Origin of the sequence: Streptomyces yerevanensis, assembly GCF_000716805.1 — a bacterium.
Taxonomy (GTDB): domain Bacteria; phylum Actinomycetota; class Actinomycetes; order Streptomycetales; family Streptomycetaceae; genus Streptomyces; species Streptomyces flaveus.
In genome coordinates, this window is record NZ_JNWJ01000040.1 from 99,190 (window position 1) to 123,727 (window position 24,538).

Genomic DNA, 24,538 nt, shown 5'->3' on the forward strand with positions numbered 1-24,538 from the left:
GGTCAGCCTAGCCTGTGGCCTGCGAGAAGACCGCGACGCTGCGTCCGGGAACAGCGAAGGTGCCCGACTCCGTCTCGTACGACGAGCCCCTGACGACCGGATCCGCGCCCGCGGCCTGCACCGGATGCAGCGCGTACGCCTGCCCCGCGAGCGCCGCGACCCGCTGCGTCTGCCGATCGGGCGTCGCGTTGAAGACGACGACCAGATCGCCGAGCCGCATCGTGATCACACCGGGCGTCTCGTCCTTGCCGGACAGCGGGAAGGCCAGCTCCGACTGCACCTGCTCTGCGGTAGCGAGCCCGAAGACGGTCTCGCTCGTACGGATCTTCAGCACATCCCGGTACGCGGCCGAGGCGCCCTCGATCTGCGGGCAGCCCACCTCGATGGAGCTCAACAGAGGCTTGGCGTATGGCCACTTGGACTGGTTGTCGGCGGCCATTGGCAGGCCGCGGCCGAAGCCGTTGCCGTCCTGGCAGTCCCAGTGGATCGCGTTGAACCAGTCGCCGCTGTCGTACGAGTTGCGGTCCAGGGACTTGGAACGCAGCAGGTCGGTGCCCGCCTGGGACAGTGCCGGGCCCTGCGAGAGCGTGGCGGTGGCCATGGCGAGGACCTGCATACGCGCCCGGTCGCTCGCCGACGTGCCCTTGGGCAGCTTGAAGGCGAGCGCGTCGAACAGCGACTCGTTGTCGTGCGCGTCCACGTAGGCGAGGGCGTCGCCCGGCGCGTCCGCGTATCCGGCGGGCGCCCCGTTGTAGTCGACCTCGGAGCCCTTGACCTGCTTGCCGCCGGAGTCGGTGAAGCTGTAGTCGGCGAGGTTGCCTGAGAGCCCCACCTTGATCAGGTCCTGGTAGTGCAGCAGGCGAGCCTTCTGCTCGTCCGAAGTGCCCTTGCCGCCCGAGGAGTTGGGGTCGGTGTACAGCCCGGACGCGAAGCCCTGGACGCCGGGGTCCTCGTCGAACGGGCCGCCGCCGCGCACCGCGTCACGCGCGCGGTCGGAGAAGGTCGCGATGCCGGTGCCGGCCATGTTCTTCTGCGTGGCCTGCACAAAGCGGGCGTCGTCGGCGACTTCTCCGAAGTTCCAGCCCTCGCCGTAGAGGATGATCTCCTTGCCGTCGACGCCGTCCTTCTCGAGGGTGAGCGCGTCGAGTGCCTTGCGTACGGCGAGGATGTTGGCCTTGGGATGGTGTCCCATCAGGTCGAAGCGAAAGCCGTCGACCTTGTACTCCCGGGCCCAGGTGACCACGGAGTCCACGACCAGTTTCCCCATCATGGAGGTCTCTGGAGCCGTATTCGCACAGCAGGTCGAGTTGGCCACAGAGCCGTCGGCGAGCAGCCGCTGGTAGTAACCGGGCACGATCTTGTCGAGCACGGAGGTGTCGGTCTGACCGCTGGCGGTAGTGTGGTTGTAGACCACGTCCATGACGACCCGAAGCCCGTCCTCGTTCAGGGACTTGACCATCTGCCGGAACTCGACCGTACGGTCCGTACCCTCGGGATCAGTGGCGTACGAGCCCTCCGGCACCGTGAAGTGGTACGGGTCGTAACCCCAGTTGTACGCGTCCTTCGCGGCGCTCTTGGCCACGCACTCCTGCTGCTTGTCGGAGTCGGCCGGGTACGAGGCGAGGTCGCAGCCGGGACTCGCCTGGTCGGACTTCTTCTCCGGGATCGTGGCGATGTCGAAGGCGGGCAGGAGATGGACGTACGAAGTCCCGGACTCCGCAAGCTTTTTGAGGTGCCGGGAGCCGTCACTGTCCTTGTCGGTGAAGGCCAGGTAGGTGCCGGGGTGCTTCGCCGTCCTGTCCTCGACGGAGAAGTCCCGGATGTGCAGCTCCTGGATCCGGGCGTCCTTCAGCGGGACGGCCTTCGGCTTCCTCAGACCCGACCAACCGCTGGGGGCAAGGGAGTTGTCGGCGAGGTCGACGACGAGGCTGCGTTCGGAGTCGGTGGTCAGGGCGAGAGAGTAGGGGTCGGTGACCTTGTTGGTGACGACCTTCTGGACAGTCGGCGCCCAGACCTTCACGACGTACCGATAGGGCTTGTTCTTCCAGGACTTGAGGCCGGAGACCGACCAGACGCCGGTGTCGCCGTCCCGCTTCATCGGCACGACCTTCTCGCCGATCTCCAGTGCCACGTCCTGGGCCGTGGGCGCCCAGACGGAGAGCATGGGCTTCCCCTTGCGGAACACCGGACCGAGGTCCGCGTCCGTCGCGTCGTACAGATCGTCGAGTACGCCCGCGAGTTGCGCCCCCGTTCCGGCCACCACGGCGCCGCCGGCGGCCCGTTGGGTTGCGACGACGCGTCCGCGCAGCGCCTCACGGACCCGGTCGCGGTCGCGTGGGTCGATCGACCAGGCGGTGTGCTTCGCCAGGTGCGGGAACTTCTCCTTCTGCGCCTCGGTGAGCTCGCTCCCCCGCAGCCGCAGCATGCGGGCGTCGGAGAGGTCGCCGTCACGGGAGTACAGCAACTGTGTGGAAGCGGCCGACTTGACGCCGTTCCAGGCAACCGTGTCCGCGTCGAGCCAGACCGCCTCGGCCTTGGTGTAGTCGGGCCCGGTGGCGACGGGCTGCGGCAGCAGGTACTTCTCCTGGCCGCTCAACAGCCACACCTCGTGGCCGTTGGCCTTGAGGTCCAACGACTGATCGGCGGGCAGATCCTTCTCGTCGCCCTTGTGAATGATGTAGCTGAGACTGCCGGCACCCGCTGCGAGCGGCACCTCGAAGACCGCGCCATACGCGTCAGTCTTCACCGGCTCCAGGGGCTTCGACCAGTCCGTGGGGTTCGCGGCTCCGGTCCAGGTGTGCAGACCCCATCCGTCGTAGTCGCCGTCGGCGCGGTGGTAGTGGAGTACGGCCTTGGTCTTGTCCTGCGGCGGGTACGCACCGTCCGGTGCCGTCGTCGCCTGCCCGTCCTCCCCCTGCTCGATCCACACCTCGCCGGTGTCGGCGAGCGGGACGGTGCGCCGCGGTCCGTCCGTGGCGCCGTCGCCCTTGACGACGGTGTACGAGAGGGCGTCGGCGCCCTCGGGGACCTTCAGCCAGGCGAACGCGCCGTAGGCGTCGCGGCCGGTGAAGTCCGCCACGCTGTCACCCGACTTGAGCTGCCAGCCGTCGTAGTCGCCGTCGGCCCGCTGATAGTGCACGACGGCGTACTCGCGCTCGACGGCGCTCGGATCCTCCGCCTCCGGAGGCTCGCCCGCCGTGGTCGAGGCGAGGTCGCTCGCGATACGGCCCGCCGAGTCGACGACAACGGCCTTGTAACGTACGGGAGTTCCGGCGCTCGCCTTGATCGTGTGGGTGACCTTGTAGGGGGCGTGATCGGCGGAGCCGAGCACCTGCCACCTGCCGTTTCCGGTCTGGGCGGCGAAGACGGCGCGGTTGAGCGCGCCGCCGTCGACGTCCGCCGAGACTTCCACGGTGCCGGTGGCGCCCGCTGGAGGAGCCTTCAGCGTGATGTCCGGCTTGGAGGCGGGTGCGTCGAGCCGACCCGCCGCCTTGAGGACGACCGAGGAACCGGCCGGGACGGTGACCGTGACCTTCTTGTCGGCATCGCTGGTGAGTGCATCCGAAGTCCCGTAGATCCCACGGAACTTCATGCTCGCCGATCCCGTCGCGAAGGTCGCCGTCCTCGCCTCCTCCGCGTTGTTCACTGCGACCACGTATTCGATGCCGGTCTTCGCGTCCGTACGGGAGAAGGCGTACACCCCGGCGCCATCGGCGGCGTACCGCTCCGTCTGCACTCCGTCCGCGAGTGCCGGGTTGGCCTTGCGAAGCTTTGCGAGAGCGGTGATCTGCTTGTAGAGCGGTGCACTCGTGTCGTATGCGTCCTGCGCGTGCGTACGGTCCGTGCCCAGCTGGTCGTCGTCCAGGTAGTCCGCGACCTTGGAGCCGAACAGCGTCTGCCGGGCGTCCTTGTCGCCGCCGGCGCCGGTGAAGCCCTGCTCGTCGCCGTAGTAGACGACGGGGTTACCACGGCTGAGGAACATCAGCTCGTTCGCGAACCGGTCCTTCTTCAGCAGCTCGACGTCGGACGCCCCGGGGTTGTCCTGCTCCAGGAAGGTCCCGATGCGCCCCATGTCGTGGTTACCGAGGAACGTGACCTGCTCGTACGCGTTGGCCTTGTCCGTCGTGTACTTGTAGTCGTCCCCGAAGACCGAGGCCAGCCGCTTCGCGCTGCCACCTTGCGAGGCGTACGCGCGTGCCGTGTCCTGGAAGGGGAAGTCCAGCGTGGAATCGAGGCGGCCTTCGGTGACGTACGGCGAGGTGATGGACGTGTCCGACGAGTACACCTCGCCGAACATGAAGAAGTCGTCCCGCCCTTGCTTGGCGGCATAAGCGTCCAGCGCGGTGGCCCACTGGGTCCAGAACTCCGTGTTGACGTGCTTCACGGTGTCGATCCGGAAGCCGTCGATGTCGAAGTCCCGCACCCACCGCTGGTAGATCCTCTCCATCCCGCTGACGACCTCGGGGCGCTCGGTCCACAGATCGTCGAGGCCGGAGAAGTCTCCGTATGTGGAGCTCTCGCCGGCGAAGGTCGAGTCACCGCGGTTGTGGTACATGGTGGGGTCGTTGAGCCATGACGGGACCTTGACGTTCTTCTTCGCGTCGGCCACAACGGGCGTACGCGGGAAGGAGCCGGCATCGACGGAGGGAAACTCGGCCTTCCCGTCCGCGTAGTCGGCGTCGTCGAAGGGCTCGCCGTCCTCGGTGAGGTACGGGAAGGCGTCCTTGGAGAGGTAGTCGTACGACTTCTCCTCATAGTCGACGACATCGGCGGTGTGGTTGGTGATGACGTCGAAGAAGACCTTCATGCCCTTGGTGTGCGCCTTGGAGATGAGGGTCTCCAGGTCCTTGTTGGTGCCGAAGTGCGGGTCGACCTGGGTGAAGTCGGTGACCCAGTACCCGTGGTAGCCGGCGGAGGCATCGGTGCCGGTGCCCTGCACGGGCTGGTTCTTGAAGATCGGCGCCATCCAGATGGCGGTGGTGCCCAGGCCCTTGATGTAGTCGAGCTTCTGGGTCAGGCCCTTGAGGTCGCCGCCCTGGTAGAAGCCCTTGTCGGTGGGGTCGTAGCCGGTGGCGAGGCGTGAACCGGTAAGTCCGCCTCTGTCGTTGCTCGTGTCGCCATTGGCGAAACGGTCCGGCAGGACGAAGTAGAACTGCTCCCGGGTGGCGTCGTGGCGGGCGGGCTCGGCGGCGAGCTTCGCGTCGGACGGCGGCGAGGGCGGGGTGTCGGCCCGGGCGGTGAGGGGCTGAACGAGCGCTGCGGCGAGCGCGGCCACGGCGACGGCAGCGACCCGTCTCACCTGGGCGGTACGGCGCGTGCGTGGCGCCGGCCATCTCGGTATCACAGGCGTGAACTCCTTGCGAGTACGGCTTGATTGCGGGTTCCGACCCCTGCGCCGCGGCACGGCTCCGTCGCCGGGCGCCGGCGCGACCGTATCGCTGACGAAAGCCTTACAGCAAGAGCCTTGAAAGTCGGAGCAAGAAATTTCAAGAGCGGAGTGTACGTCCGTACCTTCCAGAGGGTACGGTCGTACGCATGCCGACGGACTACTTCGCTGACGACCCGCGCACGAACCTGGAACGCATGCTCGCGGGCGACCCCTACATCGCTGACGACCCGGAGATCGCACGGCGACAGCAGCGCGCGATGCAACTGGCCGCCCACTACCAGGACGCCTACATCGAGGACGCCGACGGCGCGAGGCCCCTCCTGGCCGGCCTGCTCGCGTCGGTGGGCGAGGGCGCCGACGTACGGCCGCCGCTGTACGTCGATTACGGCAGCAACATCACCATCGGGGCCCGCACCTTCGTCAACTACAACCTGACCGCTCTGGACGTCGCACAGATCACCATCGGCGAGGACTGCCAGATCGGCCCGAATGTCCAACTCCTGACTCCCACCCACCCGGTGGAGCCGGAACCCCGGCGCGACAAGCTCGAAGCAGCGCGCCCCATCACCATCGGTGACAACGTATGGCTCGGTGGCGGAGTCATCGTGTGCCCAGGAGTGACCATCGGCGACAACGCCGTCATCGGCGCCGGCGCAGTCGTCACCAGGGACATACCCGCCAACGTCGTCGCCGTCGGCAACCCCGCCCGTCCTGTCCGCAACTTCTGACCGCACATCCCTCATGGCCACCGGACACACCGACCCTCAGCGGCGCGAACGGATCCTCGCCGCCACCCTCGACCTGATCACCGACGAGGGAGTCGCCGGCGTCTCCCACCGCAAGATCGCGACCCGGGCGCAGGTGCCCCTCGGGTCGATGACCTACCACTTCACCGGCATCGACGACCTGCTGCGCCAGGCCTTCACACGCTTCGCCGACCAGATCGTGGCCGTCTTCGAGCAACACCTCAGCCGAGCAGACAGCCCCGAGCAGGCCAGGGAAGCCGTCACCGACCTCATCCACACGCTCTCCGAGGGACCTCGCCGCGATCTCGTCCTCGCCCACGAGCTCTACACCCTTGCCGCCCGCCGGCCGGAATACCGTCAGCTGACCCAGGAGTGGATGAACCGCAGCCGCCACCTGCTGGAACAGCATTTCGACGCGGACACAGCCCGCCAACTGGACGCGCTGATCGAGGGCCTGACCCTGCACCGTGCCCTGGCCGGCTCGCCCCACGACCGAGCACTGACGCGACGGGCCGTCGACCGCATCACTGCCCCGTAGGCGGCACCCCCAGCAGCCCGTGGGGAGCGGCCCTGACACCGCACCCCACGGGCCCGGGAGGGGCGGCCGGCGCTGGCCGTCCCTCAACTTGCTGTTCAGCAGCTGGACTTGCCCGCATGGATCGCCAGCGCCGTGTTGGAGCCGAGGGTCGCAGTGAACTGCCCCGAACTGTTCACCATTACGGTCGTGTTGCTCTGCACGTCGCAGTACGTGCCCGCCGGGAGCGACGTCTGATACGTGCGACTCAGTGAGCTCGACTCGTGATTGATGGCGACATAGCCCTTGCTGCCGCGCCCGAAGGCGATCGCGTCGCCCCCGTTGTCCCACCAGTTGCTGACGGCCTCACCGCGGGTCGCGTTACGGAAGGCGACCATCGACTTGATCTCCGGCCAGGCGTGCTGGCACTTCCAGCCGTCCTGCCAACAGGCGTTGACTGTACCGCCGTTGGGCGGACCCGCATCCGTGGACGAGAACTCGTAGCCGGAGTTGATGTCGGGCGCGCCGTAGGGATACGCCAGCATGAAGACGTTCGCCAGGGTGTAGTTGGCGTTGTCCTTGTAACTGAGCGTGGAGCCGTTGCGCTCGGTGTCGTGGTTGTCGACGAAGACACCGGCGACGCCACTGCTCATATAGCCCCAGCCCTCGCCGTAGTTCTTGAGATAGGCGAGGTTCTCGTTGTTGAAGACCCGCTTGAGGTCGTACGCGTACCGGAACTCCTGGACGTCCCCGTTGCCCGTGTACTCGGTGGGCTGGACGGCCTCACCGGAGCCGTGGATGACCTCCTGCTTCCAGTACGCGTCCGGATCGCTCAGCCGCGACCTGATGGCGGCGAGGTCGCCCGCCGGGATGTGCTTGGCCGCGTCGATGCGGAAGCCGTCGACGCCGTGACCCAGCAGCTTGTTCATGTAGCCGGCGATGGCAGAGCGGACGTACTCCTCGCCGGTGTCCAGGTCGGCGAGTTCGACGAGCTCGCAGTTCTGGACGTTGGCGCGGTCGGTGTAGTCGTTGATGGTCGAGGTGCAGTCGTTGAGGTCGTTCGCCGAGTACAGGCCCGGGTAGTCGTACTTGCTGTACGAGGAGCCGCCGGTGCCGGTGCCGCTGCCCGCCGACATGTGGTTGATGACGGTGTCGACGACGACCTTCACGCCCGCGTTGTGGCAGGCGGTGACCATGTCCGTGAAGTCGGCGGTGTTGCCGAGCCGCCCGGCGATGGCGTAGCTGACCGGCTGGTACGAGGTCCACCACTGGGCGCCCTGGATGTGCTCGGCGGGCGGGGAGACCTGGACGTAGCCGTACCCAGCCGGGCCGAGTGTGCTGGTGCACTCCTTGGCGACCGAGTCGAAGTTCCACTCGAAGAGGACGGCGGTGACGTCTTTGGTGCCGGGTGGGGATGCGGATGCGGTGCTCGCGGGGGCGGCGAGCAGCGCCGACGTGGCCGCGACGAGGGCGAGGGTGCCGGAAAGGGGCCTGTTTGCCATGTGGGGGTCCTTCTTCTTTGAAGGCGCCATGAGATGTGGCGTTGAAGGTTCTTGCTGCAAGGGAGCTGAAATATTTCAGCGGAGCTGACGGTATGAGGTCGCTGTTCAAGGGTCAACCCTCTGGACATGGGTTTGCCACCCATGCGAAATCCCTTCCCGTTCAGGGTGGTTGACCTGCTCCGGCATGTGCGACGACAACCAGAGGCTTGCCACCCGGGTTGGCGGCAAGTCCCTGGAAAGCAGCCGGAATCTCTTGCGGACCGGATGTCCGTCCTGCGGGCAGCGGAAAACGGTTCGACCAGCCGGGGCCGGACGGGCCATGATCCGCACTCGTGACGACGCCTCAGCAGTTCCTGGTCCAGGTCGCCGCGCGCAACAACGCCGAGTGGTGCGCGGCAATGAGCCGGTCGCACGGCTTGGCGGGCGAGTTCGAGGCTGAGGCATGGGCCGCCCAGGTCCGCACGCCGCTGTACTACCCCGACGCGGTGACGCTGGTGTCGGGCGCCGATCCGGCCGCGCTGGTGGCCCGGATCGACACCACCGCGCCCGGCGCCTCCGTCAAGGACAGCTTCGCCGACCTCGACCTGAGCGAGGCCGGCTTCCAGGTGTTGTTCGAGGCGCAGTGGATCCACCGCCCGGCGGGTGCGCCGTCCGCCACCTCGCCGGATCTCGTCTGGGACTTGGCGGGCGACCCGGACACGCTGCGCGCATGGGCGCTCGCCTGGGACGACGGGGGCGGGCATGCGGACCTCTTCCGGCCCGAACTGCTCGCTGACCCCGCCACGTTCGTACTCGCCGGGCACTCAGCCGACGGCCGGGTGGTCGCTGGAGCGGTGGCGACCCGCAGCGACCGGGTGGTCGGAATCTCCAACGTCTTCGCGCTGGATGGCGGCCCTGATGCGGCCTGGCCGGTCGTACTGAACGCTGTGCGGCGGCTGTTCCCCACCCTGCCGGTGGTGGGCTATGAGCACGGCGATGACCTGGCGGTCGCCGTACGCCATGGCTTCGAGCCGGTCGGTCCGCTGCGGATCTGGCTGCACGGCTGACCAGTTGACCGACTGCCGGGCGGGTCGGGCGGGTCGGGCGGGCAGAAGAGCGGCGCCGGGTCCGCAAGTATGTGTCCGTGAGAATGTGACACTTGGCCTTGAACTGTCACATTCTCACGGACACATACCTGACTCCGGCGCCGGCCGCCATGGCCCCGCGTGGTCAGTCCCCGCCGCCTCCACCGCCACCACCGTCGCCGCCCCCACCGCCGCCGTCGCCCCCGCTGCCCGCGTCCCAGCCGTCTCCGGACCCGCCGCCGGAGCCGTTGTCGTCGCTGCCGGAGCCCAGGTTTGTGAACCAGGGCTGGTCCCAGACGAGCTCGGCCGTGGGCTCGACCCGGCTGGCGCGGAAGCGGACCGTGCCCGTCGTGTCGCCGAGGCCGAAGGCGACCGCGAAGGTGTGGGCCATGACGGCATCCAGCGGGTCGGGGCTGTCGTGCCATACGTCCGCGAGAGGAAGAAGCACCGTGCCCGGCATGACCGCGCCGGGCAGAGGGCGGGTGAGGAGGGCCACGGGACGGTCGTTGCAGGTCAGACGGGAGGACCGCGCGTTCTCGCGTGTCAGCTCCCAGCGGCGCTGCGGGAGTCCGACGGCCACGGAACGCTTCGACTTCCGCATGGCGGAGATGACGGTCAGCGTGGCGGGCGCCTCGCCCACCGTCAGCACCAGCCCCCGGCCGGGGTTCCTCCGGTCGTCCGACACTCCGTGCGGTGCCCGGATCCGTACCACGGGGGCCGACGGCGACCAGACGTCGACGCACACGGACCGCCGGTCCACCGCCACCACGACCGGCCCACCCGGACCGTCGGCGATCCGCCGCGCGATCCACAGGGGCACATCCTCCGCCCGCGCCCGGTCGGCGAGCGCGCTGACCGCCGCCGGACCACCGGCATGACGTACCGCCATGTCCCCAAGGATCTGGGCGAATTCGGCGGCCCGGCGCGCCTTCACCGGCTTCGTGGACCCGGTGATACGCGTGACCGGCACGATCCCGGTGCCGGAGGGGAAATGCGCGAACGGCCGCTCGGAGCCACCGCCGCCGAGCCACTGCCCCCGCAGATACGCGTCCGCCATGGCCGCCACGTGCAACTCGGCCAGCGGGGTCGTCCTGCTCCCCACCTTCAGCCCGCCCTCGGTCAGTTCGACCGTCCTGGCCAGCGGATTCCAGGACTGCTCCGCGTACACGGCCTCACTCACCTGCGCGTCCCCCATGTCTCAGACCGTTCGATGCACTGTTGAAGTGCACTGTTGAAGTCGCTCAGGGCGCCGTGCGCGGTTCCGGTTCGAGGGTCTGGTCCGGGTGAGTCACCTGGCCGAAGGTGCACGGGTAGCCCTGAGTGTCTGTGGCGCAGGTCACCGGAACCACCCGCACCCGGCGGAGAGTCACGAGTGTGAGGTGTATGAGGTGCATAGGACATGAGTGACCGCTTGCGCGCGCGGATACGGGCGGGTGACCGCGAGGCCTTCGCGGAGATCTACGAGGAGTACGCGCGCACCGTCTACAACCATGCCTTCCGGCTGACCGGCGACTGGTCGACCGCCGAGGAGGTGATGGCGGACACCTTCCTCGATGCCTGGCGCACCCGGGAGCAACTGGAGCCGGAAGGCGGCACGGTGAAGCCCTGGCTGCTGGGCATGGCGACGAACAAGTCCCGCAACGCCAACCGGGGCCTCGGCCGCCGTCTGGCCTTCCTGGCCCGCCGCCCCGCACCGGACCCGGTGGCGGACTTCGCCGACGAGACCGCCGGCCGCCTCGACGACGCCCGCCGGCTGGCCGCCGTACGGCAGGTGTACGACCGTCTGCGGCGCGGGGAGCGGGAGGTGCTGGCGCTGTGCGTGTGGTCAGGCCTGGACTACGCACAGGCGGCCGATGCCCTGGGCGTCCCCGTGGGAACCGTGCGCTCACGGCTGTCCAGGGCGCGGGCAAGGCTGTGGAAACTGACCGATCAGCAGCTGCGGGAAGAAAAGCCGGAAAACCGAGGAACCAAGGAAACCCGCGCAAACAATACGGAACCGCTGCGCCGTCGCGGAGAGCTATCTGGTGAGGCCGCGTTGACGGCCGTTCCGTTCCAGGAGATTCAGGAGGGATCCCGATGAACGCCGCCGGCTCCGGGCCGAGGCCCATCCGGGCCGAGCGTGAGGAAGAGGCGCGCGAGGAGCTGACCCGTCTGCTCCCGCCCCCACCCGAACGGGACCTCTCTTCTGGTCGCCACTCCCACCACAAGGACCGTTTGATGCAGCTCATCGATGACGACCACAGCCGTACGTCCTCCGGCCAGGCCTCCGGAGATACCCCACAGACGAGGCAGCCCCGCCTCCGGCTGCCGCGCCCGGCGCTGTGGATGCCCGCCGCGGCCCTGGCGCTGGCCGGGGCGCTGACCGTCGGCCTCGTCACCACCATGGATTCCGGCTACGGCGTCGAAGAGTCCGGCGGCGACAGCGCCGTGGTCCTGCTCGACCGCATCGCCGAGGTCGCCGCGAAGACGGAGACCACGCCCGTACGCGACGACCAGCTGGTCTACGTCAGGAGCCTGGGCGCCGGAGCGGAGTGCCAGGAGGACGGCTCGTGCGAGCCGGGGCAGCTGAGCGAGCGGGAGGCGTGGTGGTCGCAGGAGCCGGGCCCGGTGAGGAAACTGGCCGAGTTCTACGAGAACGGTGACTACGTCCCGCTCAGGGAGCTGCTGCCGCCGGGTTCGCCCGGCACCCCGGCGGGCGTCGACCGCCCCACGTACCAGTGGCTGGCGTCCCTGCCCACCGACCCGGATGAACTGCTCGACGAGCTCTACCGCCTGACGAAGTCGGTGAAGGGCGAGGAGAAGGCACAGGCCGTCTTCGACAAGATCGGCGAACTGCTGAACACGTCGGTCATGCCCCCGCGGACCGCCGCCGCGCTGTACGGAGCCGCGGCGAAGATCCCCGGGGTCGAGCGGGTCGAGGACGCGGTGGATCCGGCGGGCCGGCACGGGGTCGGCATCATCCGCGTCGACAAGCGGATGTCGTGGGCCACCGAGTGGATCTTCGACCGTGACACCCTCACCTACCTCGGCGAACGCAGCTACCTGACGAAGGACGGCCAGATGGGCAAGAAGGGCACGGTCCTGGGGGAGACCGCCATCCTGAAGCGAGCCATCGTCGACGACTACCGCCAACGCCCCGGCTCCACCACGAAGTAACGCCTGCGGCCCGGCCGGGGCACCACCTTCGATCCTCGATGCCCTGCCGCGACACTCAAACGGCAACAACACAGGGGGGCCTGCCACCCGGCACGGGTGGCAGGCTCTGAGGCGGGAGAAGAGCCCTGCGAGCGCGGTGGACCGGCGATCAGGGCCTCGCTCCTGTCACCGAACCGCCGCGTCGCCATCGACCGAGACCTTGTCGGCCCCGATCCGCCGCATGCGTTCGGTGCCCCAACTCCCCAGCGGGGCCAGGGCAGCATTGAGGGAGATGCCGTGCTCTGTCAGGGAGTACTCGACCTTCGGCGGCACCTCGCGGTACACCTCACGATGCACGAGCCCGTCCTCTTCCATCTCCCGCAGATGCTGAACCAGCATCTTCTCGCTGACGCCCGGCAGGCCACGGCGCAGTTCGGCGAACCGCCGGGTCCCGTGGTGGTGCAACTCCCAGAGGATCAGCGACTTCCACTTGCCGGCGACCACGTCCATCGCCGCGTCGATGCCGCAGAAGTAGGGACCTCGTCGTACTGGCGCTGCCATCCCGCTCCTCCCCAGAAACACTTACCAAAAGGTGAGTACCTGACTAATTAGTCCGTACTGGTCAACTCTAGCGGCGGCGGAGAGGATCGAGCCGAAGAGCCGGGAGCCGACGAGCCGCAGACCACGAGGGGAACCGCGAAGTGACAACGAACAACAACGACGTTCAGGTGAGCGTTCTCGGGCTGGGCGCGATGGGGAGCGTCCTCGCAGAGGCGGTGGTGAAGGCCGGGTACACGACAACGGTCTGGAACCGCTCACCCGGCAAAGCGGACGGCCTCGTCGCACTGGGCGCCAAGGCCGCCACCACGTCCGGCGACGCGGTCCGTGCCGGCCGGCTGGTGATCGCATGTCTGCTGGACCACGCCTCGGTCCGTGAAGTGCTCGATCCGCTCTCCGACGATCTGGCCGGGCGAACCCTGATCAACGTCACCACGACATCCCCGGCCCAGTCCCGGGAGTTGGCCGCCTGGGCCGCCCGTGCCGGGGTCGCGTACCTGGACGGCGGCATCATGGCCGTACCGCAGATGATCGGCCGGCCGGGGGCATCTGTCCTCTACAGCGGGTCGGCCGAGGTGTTCCATCAGCACAAGCCGCTGCTCGACCTCTGGGGATCCAGTACCTACTTCGGTGAGGATGCCGGGCTGGCGTCCCTGTACGACCTCGCCCTGCTCTCGGGCATGTACGTCATGTTCGCCGGATTCATGCACGGCGCCGCCATGGTCGCGCCGGCCGGCGTGACAGCGGGCGAGTTCGCCGCCATGGCAGCACCCTGGCTGACCGCCATGACGGGCGCCTTCCAGGGGTTCGCCGCAGTCATCGACGGCGGGGACTACACCGTCGACGGGCAACAGAGCCTCGACTTCTCCGACCTCGGCGACATCCTGGCCGCCAGTTCCGAACAGGGCATCAGCACCGAGGTGGTGGCCACGGTCCAGCGGCTCATCCAGCGCCAGATCGACGCGGGCCACGGAGAAGAAGGCTTCGCCCGGATCTTCGAGAGCATCCGGCAACCCGGCTGACAGCCCGCACAGACCATGCCCAGGTGCACGGTGACACCTGGGCGAGCAACGGGAGGATGGGCTTGAGTCTCCAGTAAGGGGAGGCACAAGGGTGGGGTCATGGACGGCGACACGCTTTACACGATCGGGGCGTTGGCCCGGCGGACCGGGCTGACGGTGAAGACCATTCGGTTCTACTCCGACACCGGACTCGTGCCGTCGACCGACCGCAGCCCGGCCGGCTACCGGCTCTACGACATCCACGCGCTCGCGCGTCTGGACCTGGTGCGGACACTGCGTGACCTGGGACTCGATCTTGCCGTCATCCGGCAGGTGCTGGACCGGGAGATCTCGGTGCCCGAGGTCGCGGCGGCGCACGCCGACGCTCTGGACGTGCAGATCCGAACCCTGCGACTACGTCGCGCGGTGCTCCGGGCAGTAGCCAAGCGGGGCTCCACCCCCGAGGAAATGGATCTCATGCACAAGCTCGCCAAACTCTCCGACGACGAACGCCGACGCCTCGTCCACGACTTCATCGACGACACCTTCGGCGACCTGGACGCCAACCCGGACTTCGTCGAGATGATGCGCTCGGCCACGCCCGACCTGCCGGACGATCCCGAACCCGAACAGGTCGACGCCTGGGTGGAACTCGCCGGACTCACCCAGGACCCGGACTTCCGCACCGCCGTGCGCCGGATGGCCGAGCACCAGGCAGCCGAACGCGCCCAGGGCGACACCACCGGTCTGCACCACGACCTCACCGAAACCGTCCGCGACCACGTCGGCCATGCCCTCACCGTCGGCATCGCCCCCGACTCCCCCGAGGCCGCCCCCGTCATCGACGGCCTCACCGCCCGCTACGCCCAGGTCTTCGGCCGCACCGACGACACCGACCTGCGCCGCTGGCTGCTGACACGCCTGGAGATCGCCAACGACCCGCGTGCGGAACGCTACGTACACCTCCTGTCCGTCATCAACGGATGGCCCGTCCCGCCGAGCCTGGCACCGGTGTTCGCCTGGTTCATCGAGGCCCTGCGCGCAGGTCTCAAGCAGTAGCCCGCAACCCCGACGTCAGCAGGGCCCGCCGCCCCGAACCGGGCAGCGGGCCCTGAGCGTCAACCGCAAGCGCCTGCGAGAACAGTCCTTGACGGGCGGCGGACCGTCAGCCCGTCGTCCACCAAACCGTCGTGTCCCCCGGCACCTTCGCCTCGCCCCCGTCCGTGACGGTCACCTCGCCGCTGGCGAGCAGGACTCGGCCGTACGCCGGGACGGTCACCGCGTCGCTCCCGGTGTTCGCCGTGCAGGCGAACTCCCCGCGGCGAAAGGCGAGGACGCCCTCGGGCGCCTGCAGCCACTCGACGCGGTCGCCGGCGCCGAGGTCGGGCTGCTCGCGCCGTACGGCGAGCGCGGAGCGGTACAGCTCCAGTGTGGAGCCCTCGGCCCCGGTCTGCGCCTCGATGCTCAGCTCGGCCCATTCGGCGGGCTGCGGCAGCCAACTGCCGCCGGCGCCGAAGCCGTACGACGAGCCCGTACGCGTCCACGGGATCGGCACCCGGCAGCCGTCGCGGAAGCCGTCCTGGCCCTCGCCCCGGAAGTACGCGGGGTCCTGGCGCACCTCGTCCGCCAGGTCGACGACATCCGGCAGGCCCAGTTCCTCACCCTGGTAGATGTACGCCGATCCGGGCAGCGCCAGCATCAGCAGGGTCGCCGCCCGCGCCCGGCGCAGGCCGAGTTCGCGGTCTCCGGCGGTACGGATCTGGGTGCCGAGGCCGGCCGGGTTGGCGAACCGGGTCGTGTGCCGGGTCACGTCGTGGTTGGACAGCACCCAGGTGGCGGGGGCGCCCACCGGGCGCATCGCGTCGAGGGTGCGGTCGATGCACACGCGCAGCTCGGCCGCGTCCCAATGGGTGCTCAGATACTGGAAGTTGAAAGCCTGGTGCAGCTCGTCGGAGCGTACGTAGTTGGCCGTGCGCTCGATGGTCGGCGTCCACGCCTCGGCGACGAAGATGCGGGCGCCCGCGTACTCGTCGAGGACCGTGCGCCACTGCCGGTAGATGGCGTGCACGCCGTCCTGGTCGAAGAACGGCATGACATCGTTGCTCAGCAGCTTCACCTGCTCGCGCATGCCCAGGTCCGGCAGCCCCTCGGCCTTCACCAGTCCGTGGGCGACGTCGATACGGAAGCCGTCGACGCCCATGTCGAGCCAGAACCGCAGGATCGAGCGGAACTCGTCGCCGACGGCCGGATGGTCCCAGTTGAAGTCGGGCTGCTCGGGCGCGAAGAGGTGCAGGTACCACTCGCCGGGCGTGCCGTCCGGCTCGGTGACCCGGGTCCAGGCGGGTCCGCCGAAGATGGACTCCCAGTCATTGGGCGGGAGTTCACCGCTCGCACCCTTGCCGGGGCGGAAATGGTAGCGGTCCCGCAGCGGGGAGCCCGGCCCTTCGGCGAGCGCCCGCTTGAACCACTCGTGCTGGTCGGAGGAGTGGTTGGGCACCAGGTCGACGATGATCCTCAGGCCCAGCCCGTGGGCGTCGCGGATCAGCGCGTCCGCGTCGAGCAGATTGCCGAACATGGGGTCGACGGCCCGGTAGTCCGCGACGTCGTAGCCGGCGTCGGCCTGCGGCGAGGCGTAGAAGGGGCTGAGCCACACGGCGTCGACGCCGAGGTCTCGCAGATACGGGAGTCGGGAACGTACGCCCTCCAGGTCGCCCATGCCGTCGCCGTTGCTGTCGGCGAAGCTGCGCGGATAGACCTGGTAGATTACCGCGTCCCGCCACCAGTCGCGGTGTCTGGCGACGGTGGCGAGAGCCGACGTCGAAGCGGGGGCCGGGGCCGGGTCGGTGGAGTGCTGGCTCATGGCGTCCTTGATGCGTGACTGGGGTTGGTTCACGGAGTTCGGTTCACGAAGGTCTGTCGTTGGGGCTACGGATCGGCGGGTCCATGGATTCACGGTTCTAGGGAATTGTGGCGCTTGCAGGTTTTCGGCGTTTTACGGAAATCTCGAGGCTTGCCGGGGTACGGCTGTGAGGCGTACGGCAGCGCCCCGCAGGGGCGCGGGGAACTGCGCGACCAGCCACGACGGCGCCGCAGCCAAACGACGGCCTATCGCGGCACCCCCAGCGGCAGCGGAGTGTCACCCCTTTGTGCCGCCCGCGGTGAGCCCGGTCACCAGGTTCTTCTGCACAAGGTAGAAGAACGCGGAGACCGGCACGGCGATCAGCACGGCTGTCGCGGCCATGTAGTGGCGCTGTGCGTCATGCTCGCTGATGAAGCTCTGCAGACCGACGGCGAAGGTGTACTTCGTGTCGGACAGCATGAACGTCGAGGCGAAGGCGACCTCGCCGAACGCGGTGATGAAGCTGTAGAACGCGGCGACCGCCAGGCCCGGTTTGGCCAGCGGCAGGATCAGCCGCGCGAACGTGCCGAAGGGGTTCAGCCCGTCGACGCGCCCCGCCTCGTCGATCTCGAACGGGATCGTGTCGAAGTAGCCCTTGAGCAGCCAGGCGCAGTACGGCACGGCCGTCGAGCAGTAGACGAGGACCAGGCCAAGGTAGCTGTCGATCAGCTGGAGTTCCGACAGAATCTGGTACATGGGCACGATCAGTACGGCGATCGGGAACATCTGGGTGACCAGCAGCACCCACATGAACTTCCTGTAGCCCGGGAAGCGCATCCGCGAGACCGCGTAACCGGTCGTCGCCGCGACCAGCACGCCGATGAGTGTCGTACCGAGTGAGACGACGAGCGTGCTCGTCAGCCAGTCGAAGAACTTCGTCTCCTGGAGCACGAAGAGGTAGTTGTCGAAGGTCATCTTCCCGAAGATGCGCCCGGGGTGAAGGTAGTCGTCCTTGTCCGGGCCGAGGGACAGGAAGAACAGCCAGGCGATCGGGAAGAGCGCGATCAGGCTCGCGACGATCAGGATGCCGTGCGTGGCGAGGGAGGCGCCGGGGCCGCGTTCACCGCGGCGGCGGGCCTTGCGCGGCCGGACCGCGTCCGGGGTCTGATCCGCCGCGGAGATGGTCGGAAGGGTCGAGGTGCTCATGGGGACTCCTGCCTCAGATCGCGAGCTGCGGATCGTTGCGGTTCAGCCAGCGGCGGTAGCCGGAGGTGAAGACGATCAGGATGGAGAGGAGCAGGATGCCGTACGCCGCCGACTGTGCGTAGTCGCGTGGCTGCTGGCCGAAGCCCAGGTGGTACGCCCAGGTCACGAGGATGTCGACGTCGGGGGCGGTGTTGCCGAACAGCAGGAAGATGATGGCGAACTGGTTGAAGGTCCAGATGACGCCGAGGAGTACGACGGTGGAGCTGACGGACCTCAGGCCCGGCAGGGTGACGTACCGGAACCGCTGCCAGGCGCTGGCGCCGTCCATCTCGGCGGCCTCGTACAGCGACGAGTCGATCGACTGCAGTCCGCCGAGCAGCGAGACCATCATGAACGGCACCCCGCACCAGGTGTTGACCATGATCGCGGCGAACCGCTGCCAGAAGGTGTCCTCCAGCCACAGCGGCGTCGGCAGGTGGAGCGCGTCGAGGGCCGAGTTGATGACGCCGCTGTCGGCGAGCATGAAGCGCCAGCCGAAGACGGTGACGAAGGTGGGCACGGCCCACGGCAGGACCAGGATGAGCCGGTAGAGCGTCCGTCCGCGCATCTTCTGGTTGAGCAGCAGCGCGAGGCCGAGGCCGATGGAGTAGTGCAGGGCGACGCAGGCGGCCGTCCAGACGATCGTCCAGATGAAGTGCGACCAGAAGCGGTCGTAGGCGGTCTCGCCCCACAGGAGGTCGGCGTAGTTGTCGAGGCCGATGAACTTGTAGGTGGCTTCGATCTCGTTGACGCCGATCGTGCGGGCCGTGTTGTCGCTGGTGGCGTCGGTGAGCGACAGGTAGAGGCCGTACCCCAGGGGGTAGAGCACGAGGACACCGAGCACGATGACCACGGGCGTGATCATGGCGTACGCGTACCAGTACTTCTGGAAGCTGTGCCTGAGGCGCCTCAGTGGCCCGGGGCGCGGCGCTCGCTCACCGCGGCGCTTGCCGGTCGCGCGGTCGATGGCGACTGTCATGGTTTCGACACCTTTGGGAGATCAGGGGCAGGGCACGCAGGCCGGTGGCCGCCGGGTCCCTCCCCCGAGTTCAGGGGGACCCGGCGGCCACCCGGAGTCACTTGCTGAAGTTCGGGACCAGCTTCTCGATCGCGGTCTGAGCGCTGCTCAGGCCCTCGTCGAGGGACTTCTTGCCGCCGGCGACCTCGTTGAGCTCGGTGTCGAGCGGGGTCCACAGCGAGCTGTACTCGGGCAGCGCCGGGCGCGGCTGGGCGGCGGGGAGCACGGCCTGGTAGCCGGCGATGCCCGGGTCGGCCTTGACCTCGGCGGTGTAGGCGTCGTCGCGGGTCGGCAGCGTGGAGTTCTTGAGGGCGATCGTCTCCTGGGACTTCGCCGAGGTCATGAACTTCAGGAACTTCAGCGAGGCCTCCTGGTGCGCCTTGTCCGAGCCGGCGTACACGGAGAGGTTGTGGCCGCCGGTCGGGGCGCCCGCCTTGCCGGTGGAGCCGGCCGGGACGGTGGCGATGCCGAGGTTGGCCTTGTCCTTGAAGGCCGAGCCCTTGTAGAAGTTCGTGATCTCCCAGGGGCCCTGGATGATCGAGGCGACCTTGCCGCTGACGAACGCCTCCTGGATATGGGCGTACGCGTCGGCGGTGGTGTCGGCCTTGTGCAGGCCCTTGCCGTCGAAGAGGCTCTCCCAGGTCTCGTAGCCCTTGACCGCGGCCGGCGACTTCACGGTGATCTTCTTGGCGTCGGCGTCGACCGTGTCGGCGCCCTCGCCGTAGAGGAAGGACTGCGCGTAGTAGGCCTGGGTGGAGCCCCAGTAGCCGTCGACGCCGGTCTTGTCCTTGATGGTGGCGGCGGCCTTCTTCAGGTCGTCCCAGGTGGCGGGCGGCTTGCTGATGCCGGCCTGCTTGAAGAGGTCCTTGTTGTAGACCAGCGCGAGCGTGTCGGTGACCAGGGGGACGCCGTACGTCTTGCCGTCGTACTTGGCCTGCTCGATCAGGCTGGACTGGAACTTGTCCTGGTCCGCGAGGGCCTCGGTGCCGTCCAGCGGCAGGAAGAAGCTCTTCTTGGCGAAGGCGGGGGTCCAGCCGACCTCGGAGCGCAGGACGTCCGGGGCGCCCTTGGCTCCGGCGGCGGTGTCGAACTTGTTCTGCGCCTGGTCGAAGGGCACGTTGACGTAGTCGACCTTGATGTCAGGGTTGGCCTTCTCGAACTCCTTGACCAGGGCCTGGTACGTGGGTGCCTCATTGGTGGCGTTGGAGGTGTCCCACCAGGTGATGGTGACAGGGCCGTCCGACTCGTCGCTGCCGCTGTCACTGCCGCCGCAGGCCGTCGCCGTGAGGGCGAGGGACGCCACCAGCGCGGTGGCCGCTATGCCACGCCGCATGAGTTCTCCTTGAGGGTGAAAGCCCGTTGGCCGGAGAGCGGCCCCGTCCGCCGCTCGCTGCCGACCTGCGGACTGCGTCGCTGCCGCCGCCGGGCGACGCTGAACGTAACAGCGCTGCAAGAGTTGCGAAAGTCCTTGCAGCAAAAAACCGCAAGAGATCTTCGAAGTTATCCAGGCGTGACCCTGGAGCGACCGTCGTGAGACGCTTACTCACGGGCGTAGAGCAGCCAGGACTGCTTATGCAAGACTCTGCAAGCTCTTGCCACCACTTCCATGAGGGAGCGCGATGACCCAGCAGCCCGGACCGGGCCGGCCGGCAGGCCGCCCACCACGCCGGATCGGTGGGCAGGGCGACACCCGGCCGGTACAGTCCACCCCTGTGACCACACGGCTTGCCGACATCGCAGCCCAGGCGGGGGTGAGCGAAGCGACCGTCAGCCGCGTCCTGAACGGGAAACCGGGCGTCGCCGCCACCACCCGCCAGTCCGTACTCGCCGCACTGGACGTCCTCGGCTACGAACGCCCGGTACGCCTGCGGCAGCGCAGCGAGGGACTGGTCGGCCTGATCACGCCGGAGCTGGAGAACCCGATATTCCCCGCGCTCGCCCAGGTCATCGGCCAGGCCCTGACCCGGCAGGGCTACACCCCGGTGCTCGCGACCCAGACTCCGGGCGGCTCCACCGAGGACGAGCTGACGGAGATGCTCGTCGACCGGAGCGTCGCCGGGATCATCTTCGTCTCGGGCCTGCACGCCGACACCTCCGCGGACATGCAGCGCTACGAGAAGCTGCGCGGACAGGGCGTCCCCTTCGTGCTCGTCGACGGTTTCTCGCCGAAGGTCCAGGCCCCGTTCATCTCGCCGGACGACCGCGCGGCGATGACCCTCGCCGTCACCCATCTCGTCTCGCTGGGGCATACGAACATCGGGCTCGCCCTTGGCCCGAAGCGGTTCGTGCCCGTACAGCGGAAGATCGAGGGCTTCGTGCGTACGATGCAGGACCTGCTGGGCCTGAGTGCGGACGACGTCGAGCAGCGCCTGGTGCAGCACTCGCTCTACACCCTGGAGGGCGGCCAGGCCGCGGCCACCGCTCTGGTCGACCGCGGGTGCACGGCCGTCGTCTGCGCGAGCGACATGATGGCGCTCGGTGCGATCCGTGCGGCGCGCCAGCGTGGCCTGGAGGTTCCGCGGGACGTCTCGGTGGTCGGCTTCGACGACTCCCCGCTCGTGGCGTTCACCGACCCGCCGCTCACGACGATCCGCAAGCCGGTGCCTGCCATGGGCCAGGCGGCCGTGCGGACGCTGCTGGAGGAGATCGGCGGAACACCGGCTCCCCACAGCGAGTTCGTGTTCATGCCGGAGCTGGTGGTACGGGGTTCGACCGCTTCGTCCCCTGGGGATCGCAGTCGTCCCTAAGCAGCAGAAAGCGCCGCGTGGACAGGTCCCTGAGGCGTAGAACGTGCGGCCAGGATCCGACCGGCGGATGATCGGTGGGAGACGGATTCTCTGGCAGACTCTTCCCCTATGGGTGAGACGACGGTGACGGCTACGGAAGGCCTTCAGCAGGCCGGTCCGGCGCCCGTCGCGGACGAGGTCGAGGGCCGCGCGGGCCAGGATTTCCTGCGCCGGTTGCGTAGGCCTCGTCGCCCCCGGCTCTGGTTCGAGATCCTGCTGATCGCGGTGAGTTACTGGACGTACTCGCTCATCCGCAACGCCGTTCCGGAGCAGAAGGCTCAGGCGCTGCGCAACGCCGACTGGATCTGGAAGGCGGAGCACCACCTCGGGATCGCCGTCGAGGAGAGCGTCAACCACGCCGTGAACTCGGTGACTTGGCTGATCGTCGGCATGAACTACTACTACGCGACACTGCACTTCATCGTCACGCTCGGTGTCCTGGTATGGCTTTTCCGTAGCCACCCCGGCCGCTACGCGGCGACCCGCATGGTGCTGTTCGCGACCACGGGTGTCGCCCTCGTCGGCTACTACCTGTATCCGCTCGCGCCGCCCCGCCTGATGAACGGCAACGACTTCATCGACACGGTCGTCGTCCACCAGACCTGGGGCTCCATGGCCTCCGGCGACCTGAAGAACATGTCGAACCAGTACGCCGCGATGCCCTCCATGCACATCGGCTGGTCCGTCTGGTGCGGCCTGACGATCTTCGCCCTCGCCTCCGTCCCCTGGGTCCGGGTCCTCGGCCTCCTGTACCCCACGGCCACGCTGGTGGTCATCGTCGCCACGGCCAACCACTTCTGGCTGGACGCGGTGGGCGGCCTGCTGTGCCTGGCGTTCGGCTTCGCGGTGGCGTGGGTCTGGTACGGGTCATTGCCGTACGCGCTGCCGCGACTGGTACCGGCGCCGCCTCGCAGGCAGGAGCGTCGGCTACTGCCGACCAGAGCCTGAGGGGCAGGAGCCGGGGGTTGTGCGGCCTGGACAGTGGGCAGGACGGCAGCTTCGAACAGTGCTCCGCCCTCGCCGCCAGTGCTGGCGACGAGGGCGGAGCATGGCACCCGGGGTGCATGGCATGAGAGTTCTGGAGGCCGAGTGCCGTCGAGGACTCGTCGAGAGAACTCCCTGCTGCGGCTCACATGTGGACGACGGGCGCCGCGTCGGGGTCCTCGGCGGGGACACCGCGTCGGTAGAGGAGCACGCTGGCGACCAGGCCGACGGCGAAGAAGACGGCCGACCACCAGTAGGCGGTGGAGTAGGCCTCCAGGCCGGCCTGGGCCTGGACGGCGGGGTCTCTGGGGTCCTTGCCGACGAGGTAGTCGGCGGCGGCGCTGGTGGCGAGGGTGTTGAGCAGGGCCGTGCCGATCGAGCCACCGACCTGCTGCATGGCGTTGACGGTGGCGGAGGCGACACCGGAGTGTTCGGCGTCCACGCCGGCGACGGCCAGGCTCATGGCCGGGGCGATCACCAGGCCGAGGCCGAGTCCCGCCACCAGGATCGGCGGCAGGACGCCGGTGGTGTAGCTGCTGTGGAGGTCGAGGCCGGTCAGCCAGACCATGCCGGCGGCGGCCAGCCCCATGCCGAGCGGTACCACCGGCTTGGGGCCGAGGCGGGGGGTCAGCACGCTGGTGGCGAGGGTGGCGCCGATCATGAGCGCGGCGGTCATGGGCAGGAAGGCGAGCCCGGTCTCGACGGGGGTGTAGCCCAGGCTCTGCTGCAGGTAGTAGGTGAGGAAGAGGAAGACACCGAACATGCCGGCGCCGCTGATCAGTACGGAGATGAAGGAGGCGCCGCGGTTGCGGTCGAGCAGAACCCGCAGGGGGAGCAGGGGGTGGCTGGAGCGGGTCTGCCACCAGGTGAACGCGGCGAGCAGGACTGCTCCGGCGAGCAGGAAGCCCCAGGTCTGCGGGGAGCTCCAGTCGTGGCTCTCGGCGTTGGAGAAGCCGTAGACCAGGCTGAACAGGCCGCCGCCGACGAGGAGGGCGCCGGGGATGTCGATGGTGGAGGTCTTGTCGCGGGTGGTGCGCTGGAGCAGGAGGATGCCGCCGACGAAGGCTACGACGGCGAAGACGAGGTTGACGTAGAGGGTCCAGCGCCAGTCGGCGTACTCGGTGAGCAGGCCGCCGAGGAGCAAGCCGATGGCGCCGCCGGCGCCGGCGATGGCACCGTAGACGCCGAAGGCCCTGGCGCGTTCCTTGGCGTCGGTGAACGTCGTGGTCAGCAGGGCCAGCGCGGCCGGGGCGAGCAGCGCGCCGAACACGCCCTGCCCGGCCCGCGCGACGATGAGCATCTCGAAGCTGGTCGCGGCGCCGCCGAGGGCGGAGGCGCCGGCGAAGCCGACCAGGCCGACCAGGAAGGTCATCTTGCGGCCGAACAGGTCGCCTATACGACCGCCGAGCAGGAGCAGGCTGCCGAAGGCTAGGGCGTAGGCGGTGACGACCCACTGCCGGTCTCCGTCGGAGAAGCCCAGGTCCTTCTGCGCGGAGGGCAGGGCGATGTTCACGATCGTCGCGTCAAGCACGACCATGAGCTGGGCCACGCCGATGACGGCGAGGATCCACCAGCGATGGGGTGGCGGTGTGTCGGCGGACGGGAGGGTGGACACGGTGGCCGTGCCGGCCGTGTCCGCGGAGGTTTGGGACATGACGAGAACTCCAGAAGAAGTGGGACAAAGAGAGGGAACGTTCGGTGGTGCGGGGTGGGACGGCTGCGTCGTTGGAGCTCGTCAGGTGATGCGGTCGGTGGTC

Annotated in this window: 18 protein-coding genes; 9 read left to right on the plus strand and 9 right to left on the minus strand. The window is 68.5% G+C overall.

What is annotated here, in order from left to right:
* Positions 1-7: 7 nt before the first annotated feature.
* Complete coding sequence (pulA, locus tag OP79_RS33375; protein WP_033325520.1) at positions 8-5,344, minus strand: pullulanase-type alpha-1,6-glucosidase; 5,337 nt, start codon at positions 5,342-5,344, stop codon at positions 8-10.
* A 191-nt stretch (positions 5,345-5,535) separates the two neighbouring features.
* Between pulA and OP79_RS33380 the strand changes: the two genes are divergently transcribed.
* Together OP79_RS33380 and OP79_RS33385 are read left to right on the plus strand one after the other, a co-directional pair.
* On the plus strand, positions 5,536-6,117 hold the full coding sequence (locus OP79_RS33380) for a sugar O-acetyltransferase (RefSeq protein WP_033325522.1): 582 nt from the start codon (positions 5,536-5,538) through the stop codon (positions 6,115-6,117).
* Between the two features lie 13 nt (positions 6,118-6,130).
* The gene (locus OP79_RS33385; protein ID WP_033325526.1) at positions 6,131-6,673 is read left to right on the plus strand and encodes a TetR/AcrR family transcriptional regulator; all 543 of its coding nucleotides are present in this window, start codon (positions 6,131-6,133) and stop codon (positions 6,671-6,673) included.
* Between the two features lie 95 nt (positions 6,674-6,768).
* Here the strand turns inward: OP79_RS33385 and OP79_RS33390 are convergent, their stop codons facing one another.
* Positions 6,769-8,151: an alpha-amylase gene (locus OP79_RS33390; protein ID WP_033325528.1), complete on the minus strand. Its 1,383-nt coding sequence runs from the start codon at positions 8,149-8,151 to the stop codon at positions 6,769-6,771.
* Between the two features lie 332 nt (positions 8,152-8,483).
* Between OP79_RS33390 and OP79_RS33395 the strand changes: the two genes are divergently transcribed.
* Positions 8,484-9,197, plus strand: a complete 714-nt coding sequence (locus OP79_RS33395; RefSeq protein WP_033325529.1) for a hypothetical protein — start codon at positions 8,484-8,486, stop codon at positions 9,195-9,197.
* A 163-nt stretch (positions 9,198-9,360) separates the two neighbouring features.
* On the opposite strand, the gene OP79_RS56505 is transcribed toward OP79_RS33395, so the two are convergent.
* The gene (locus OP79_RS56505; protein WP_157857397.1) at positions 9,361-10,410 is read right to left on the minus strand and encodes a hypothetical protein; all 1,050 of its coding nucleotides are present in this window, start codon (positions 10,408-10,410) and stop codon (positions 9,361-9,363) included.
* A 204-nt stretch (positions 10,411-10,614) separates the two neighbouring features.
* Here OP79_RS56505 and OP79_RS33405 point away from each other — a divergent pair, with 204 nt between their 5' ends.
* Together OP79_RS33405 and OP79_RS33410 are read left to right on the plus strand one after the other, a co-directional pair.
* Positions 10,615-11,295, plus strand: coding sequence for an RNA polymerase sigma factor (locus tag OP79_RS33405; protein WP_078492164.1), 681 nt, complete (start codon positions 10,615-10,617; stop codon positions 11,293-11,295).
* Positions 11,292-12,371, plus strand: a complete 1,080-nt coding sequence (locus OP79_RS33410) for a CU044_5270 family protein (protein ID WP_033325531.1) — start codon at positions 11,292-11,294, stop codon at positions 12,369-12,371. The genes OP79_RS33405 and OP79_RS33410 overlap by 4 nt, the downstream gene beginning before the upstream one ends.
* A gap of 165 nt (positions 12,372-12,536) precedes the next feature.
* On the opposite strand, the gene OP79_RS33415 is transcribed toward OP79_RS33410, so the two are convergent.
* A complete protein-coding gene (locus tag OP79_RS33415) occupies positions 12,537-12,911 on the minus strand; it encodes a winged helix-turn-helix transcriptional regulator (RefSeq protein ID WP_033325533.1) in 375 nt (124 codons plus the stop codon).
* A gap of 140 nt (positions 12,912-13,051) precedes the next feature.
* Between OP79_RS33415 and OP79_RS33420 the strand changes: the two genes are divergently transcribed.
* Entirely contained in the window at positions 13,052-13,930 is an 879-nt protein-coding gene (locus OP79_RS33420) for an NAD(P)-dependent oxidoreductase (RefSeq protein ID WP_033325535.1), read from the plus strand.
* A gap of 99 nt (positions 13,931-14,029) precedes the next feature.
* Positions 14,030-14,968, plus strand: a complete 939-nt coding sequence (locus tag OP79_RS33425) for a MerR family transcriptional regulator (protein WP_033325536.1) — start codon at positions 14,030-14,032, stop codon at positions 14,966-14,968.
* 106 nt (positions 14,969-15,074) lie between these two features.
* Here the strand turns inward: OP79_RS33425 and OP79_RS33430 are convergent, their stop codons facing one another.
* The 4 genes from OP79_RS33430 to OP79_RS33445 form a co-directional block, all read right to left on the minus strand.
* Positions 15,075-16,769: a glycoside hydrolase family 13 protein gene (locus tag OP79_RS33430; protein ID WP_033325622.1), complete on the minus strand. Its 1,695-nt coding sequence runs from the start codon at positions 16,767-16,769 to the stop codon at positions 15,075-15,077.
* Positions 16,770-17,045: 276 nt separating this feature from the next.
* Positions 17,046-17,954: a sugar ABC transporter permease gene (locus tag OP79_RS33435; protein ID WP_033325538.1), complete on the minus strand. Its 909-nt coding sequence runs from the start codon at positions 17,952-17,954 to the stop codon at positions 17,046-17,048.
* 13 nt (positions 17,955-17,967) lie between these two features.
* Entirely contained in the window at positions 17,968-18,972 is a 1,005-nt protein-coding gene (locus tag OP79_RS33440) for a carbohydrate ABC transporter permease (protein ID WP_033325539.1), read from the minus strand.
* A 97-nt stretch (positions 18,973-19,069) separates the two neighbouring features.
* Positions 19,070-20,344 carry an extracellular solute-binding protein gene (locus OP79_RS33445; protein ID WP_033325540.1) on the minus strand — a complete coding sequence of 425 codons (1,275 nt, stop codon included), beginning with the start codon at positions 20,342-20,344 and terminating at the stop codon, positions 19,070-19,072.
* 379 nt (positions 20,345-20,723) lie between these two features.
* On the opposite strand from OP79_RS33445, the gene OP79_RS33450 reads away from it, so the two are divergent.
* The gene (locus OP79_RS33450) at positions 20,724-21,758 is read left to right on the plus strand and encodes a LacI family DNA-binding transcriptional regulator (RefSeq protein ID WP_281193283.1); all 1,035 of its coding nucleotides are present in this window, start codon (positions 20,724-20,726) and stop codon (positions 21,756-21,758) included.
* Between the two features lie 108 nt (positions 21,759-21,866).
* Complete coding sequence (locus OP79_RS33455; protein ID WP_033325542.1) at positions 21,867-22,745, plus strand: phosphatase PAP2 family protein; 879 nt, start codon at positions 21,867-21,869, stop codon at positions 22,743-22,745.
* Between the two features lie 181 nt (positions 22,746-22,926).
* Here the strand turns inward: OP79_RS33455 and OP79_RS33460 are convergent, their stop codons facing one another.
* Positions 22,927-24,435 (minus strand): MFS transporter, encoded by a 1,509-nt coding sequence (locus OP79_RS33460; RefSeq protein WP_033325543.1) that lies wholly within the window; start codon positions 24,433-24,435, stop codon positions 22,927-22,929.
* Positions 24,436-24,538: the final 103 nt, after the last annotated feature.

Excerpts from the sequence above, each read along its gene's own strand:
- OP79_RS33380 (WP_033325522.1), top strand. The coding sequence starts at position 5,536 with ATGCCGACGGACTACTTCGCTGACGACCCGCGCACGAACCTGGAACGC.
- OP79_RS33385 (WP_033325526.1), top strand. The coding sequence starts at position 6,131 with ATGGCCACCGGACACACCGACCCTCAGCGGCGCGAACGGATCCTCGCC.
- OP79_RS33390 (WP_033325528.1), bottom strand. The coding sequence starts at position 8,151 with ATGGCAAACAGGCCCCTTTCCGGCACCCTCGCCCTCGTCGCGGCCACG.
- OP79_RS56505 (WP_157857397.1), bottom strand. The coding sequence starts at position 10,410 with ATGGGGGACGCGCAGGTGAGTGAGGCCGTGTACGCGGAGCAGTCCTGG.
- OP79_RS33405 (WP_078492164.1), top strand. The coding sequence starts at position 10,615 with ATGAGTGACCGCTTGCGCGCGCGGATACGGGCGGGTGACCGCGAGGCC.
- OP79_RS33410 (WP_033325531.1), top strand. The coding sequence starts at position 11,292 with ATGAACGCCGCCGGCTCCGGGCCGAGGCCCATCCGGGCCGAGCGTGAG.
- OP79_RS33415 (WP_033325533.1), bottom strand. The coding sequence starts at position 12,911 with ATGGCAGCGCCAGTACGACGAGGTCCCTACTTCTGCGGCATCGACGCG.
- OP79_RS33425 (WP_033325536.1), top strand. The coding sequence starts at position 14,030 with ATGGACGGCGACACGCTTTACACGATCGGGGCGTTGGCCCGGCGGACC.
- OP79_RS33430 (WP_033325622.1), bottom strand. The coding sequence starts at position 16,769 with ATGAGCCAGCACTCCACCGACCCGGCCCCGGCCCCCGCTTCGACGTCG.
- OP79_RS33435 (WP_033325538.1), bottom strand. The coding sequence starts at position 17,954 with ATGAGCACCTCGACCCTTCCGACCATCTCCGCGGCGGATCAGACCCCG.
- OP79_RS33440 (WP_033325539.1), bottom strand. The coding sequence starts at position 18,972 with ATGACAGTCGCCATCGACCGCGCGACCGGCAAGCGCCGCGGTGAGCGA.
- OP79_RS33445 (WP_033325540.1), bottom strand. The coding sequence starts at position 20,344 with ATGCGGCGTGGCATAGCGGCCACCGCGCTGGTGGCGTCCCTCGCCCTC.
- OP79_RS33455 (WP_033325542.1), top strand. The coding sequence starts at position 21,867 with ATGGGTGAGACGACGGTGACGGCTACGGAAGGCCTTCAGCAGGCCGGT.
- OP79_RS33460 (WP_033325543.1), bottom strand. The coding sequence starts at position 24,435 with ATGTCCCAAACCTCCGCGGACACGGCCGGCACGGCCACCGTGTCCACC.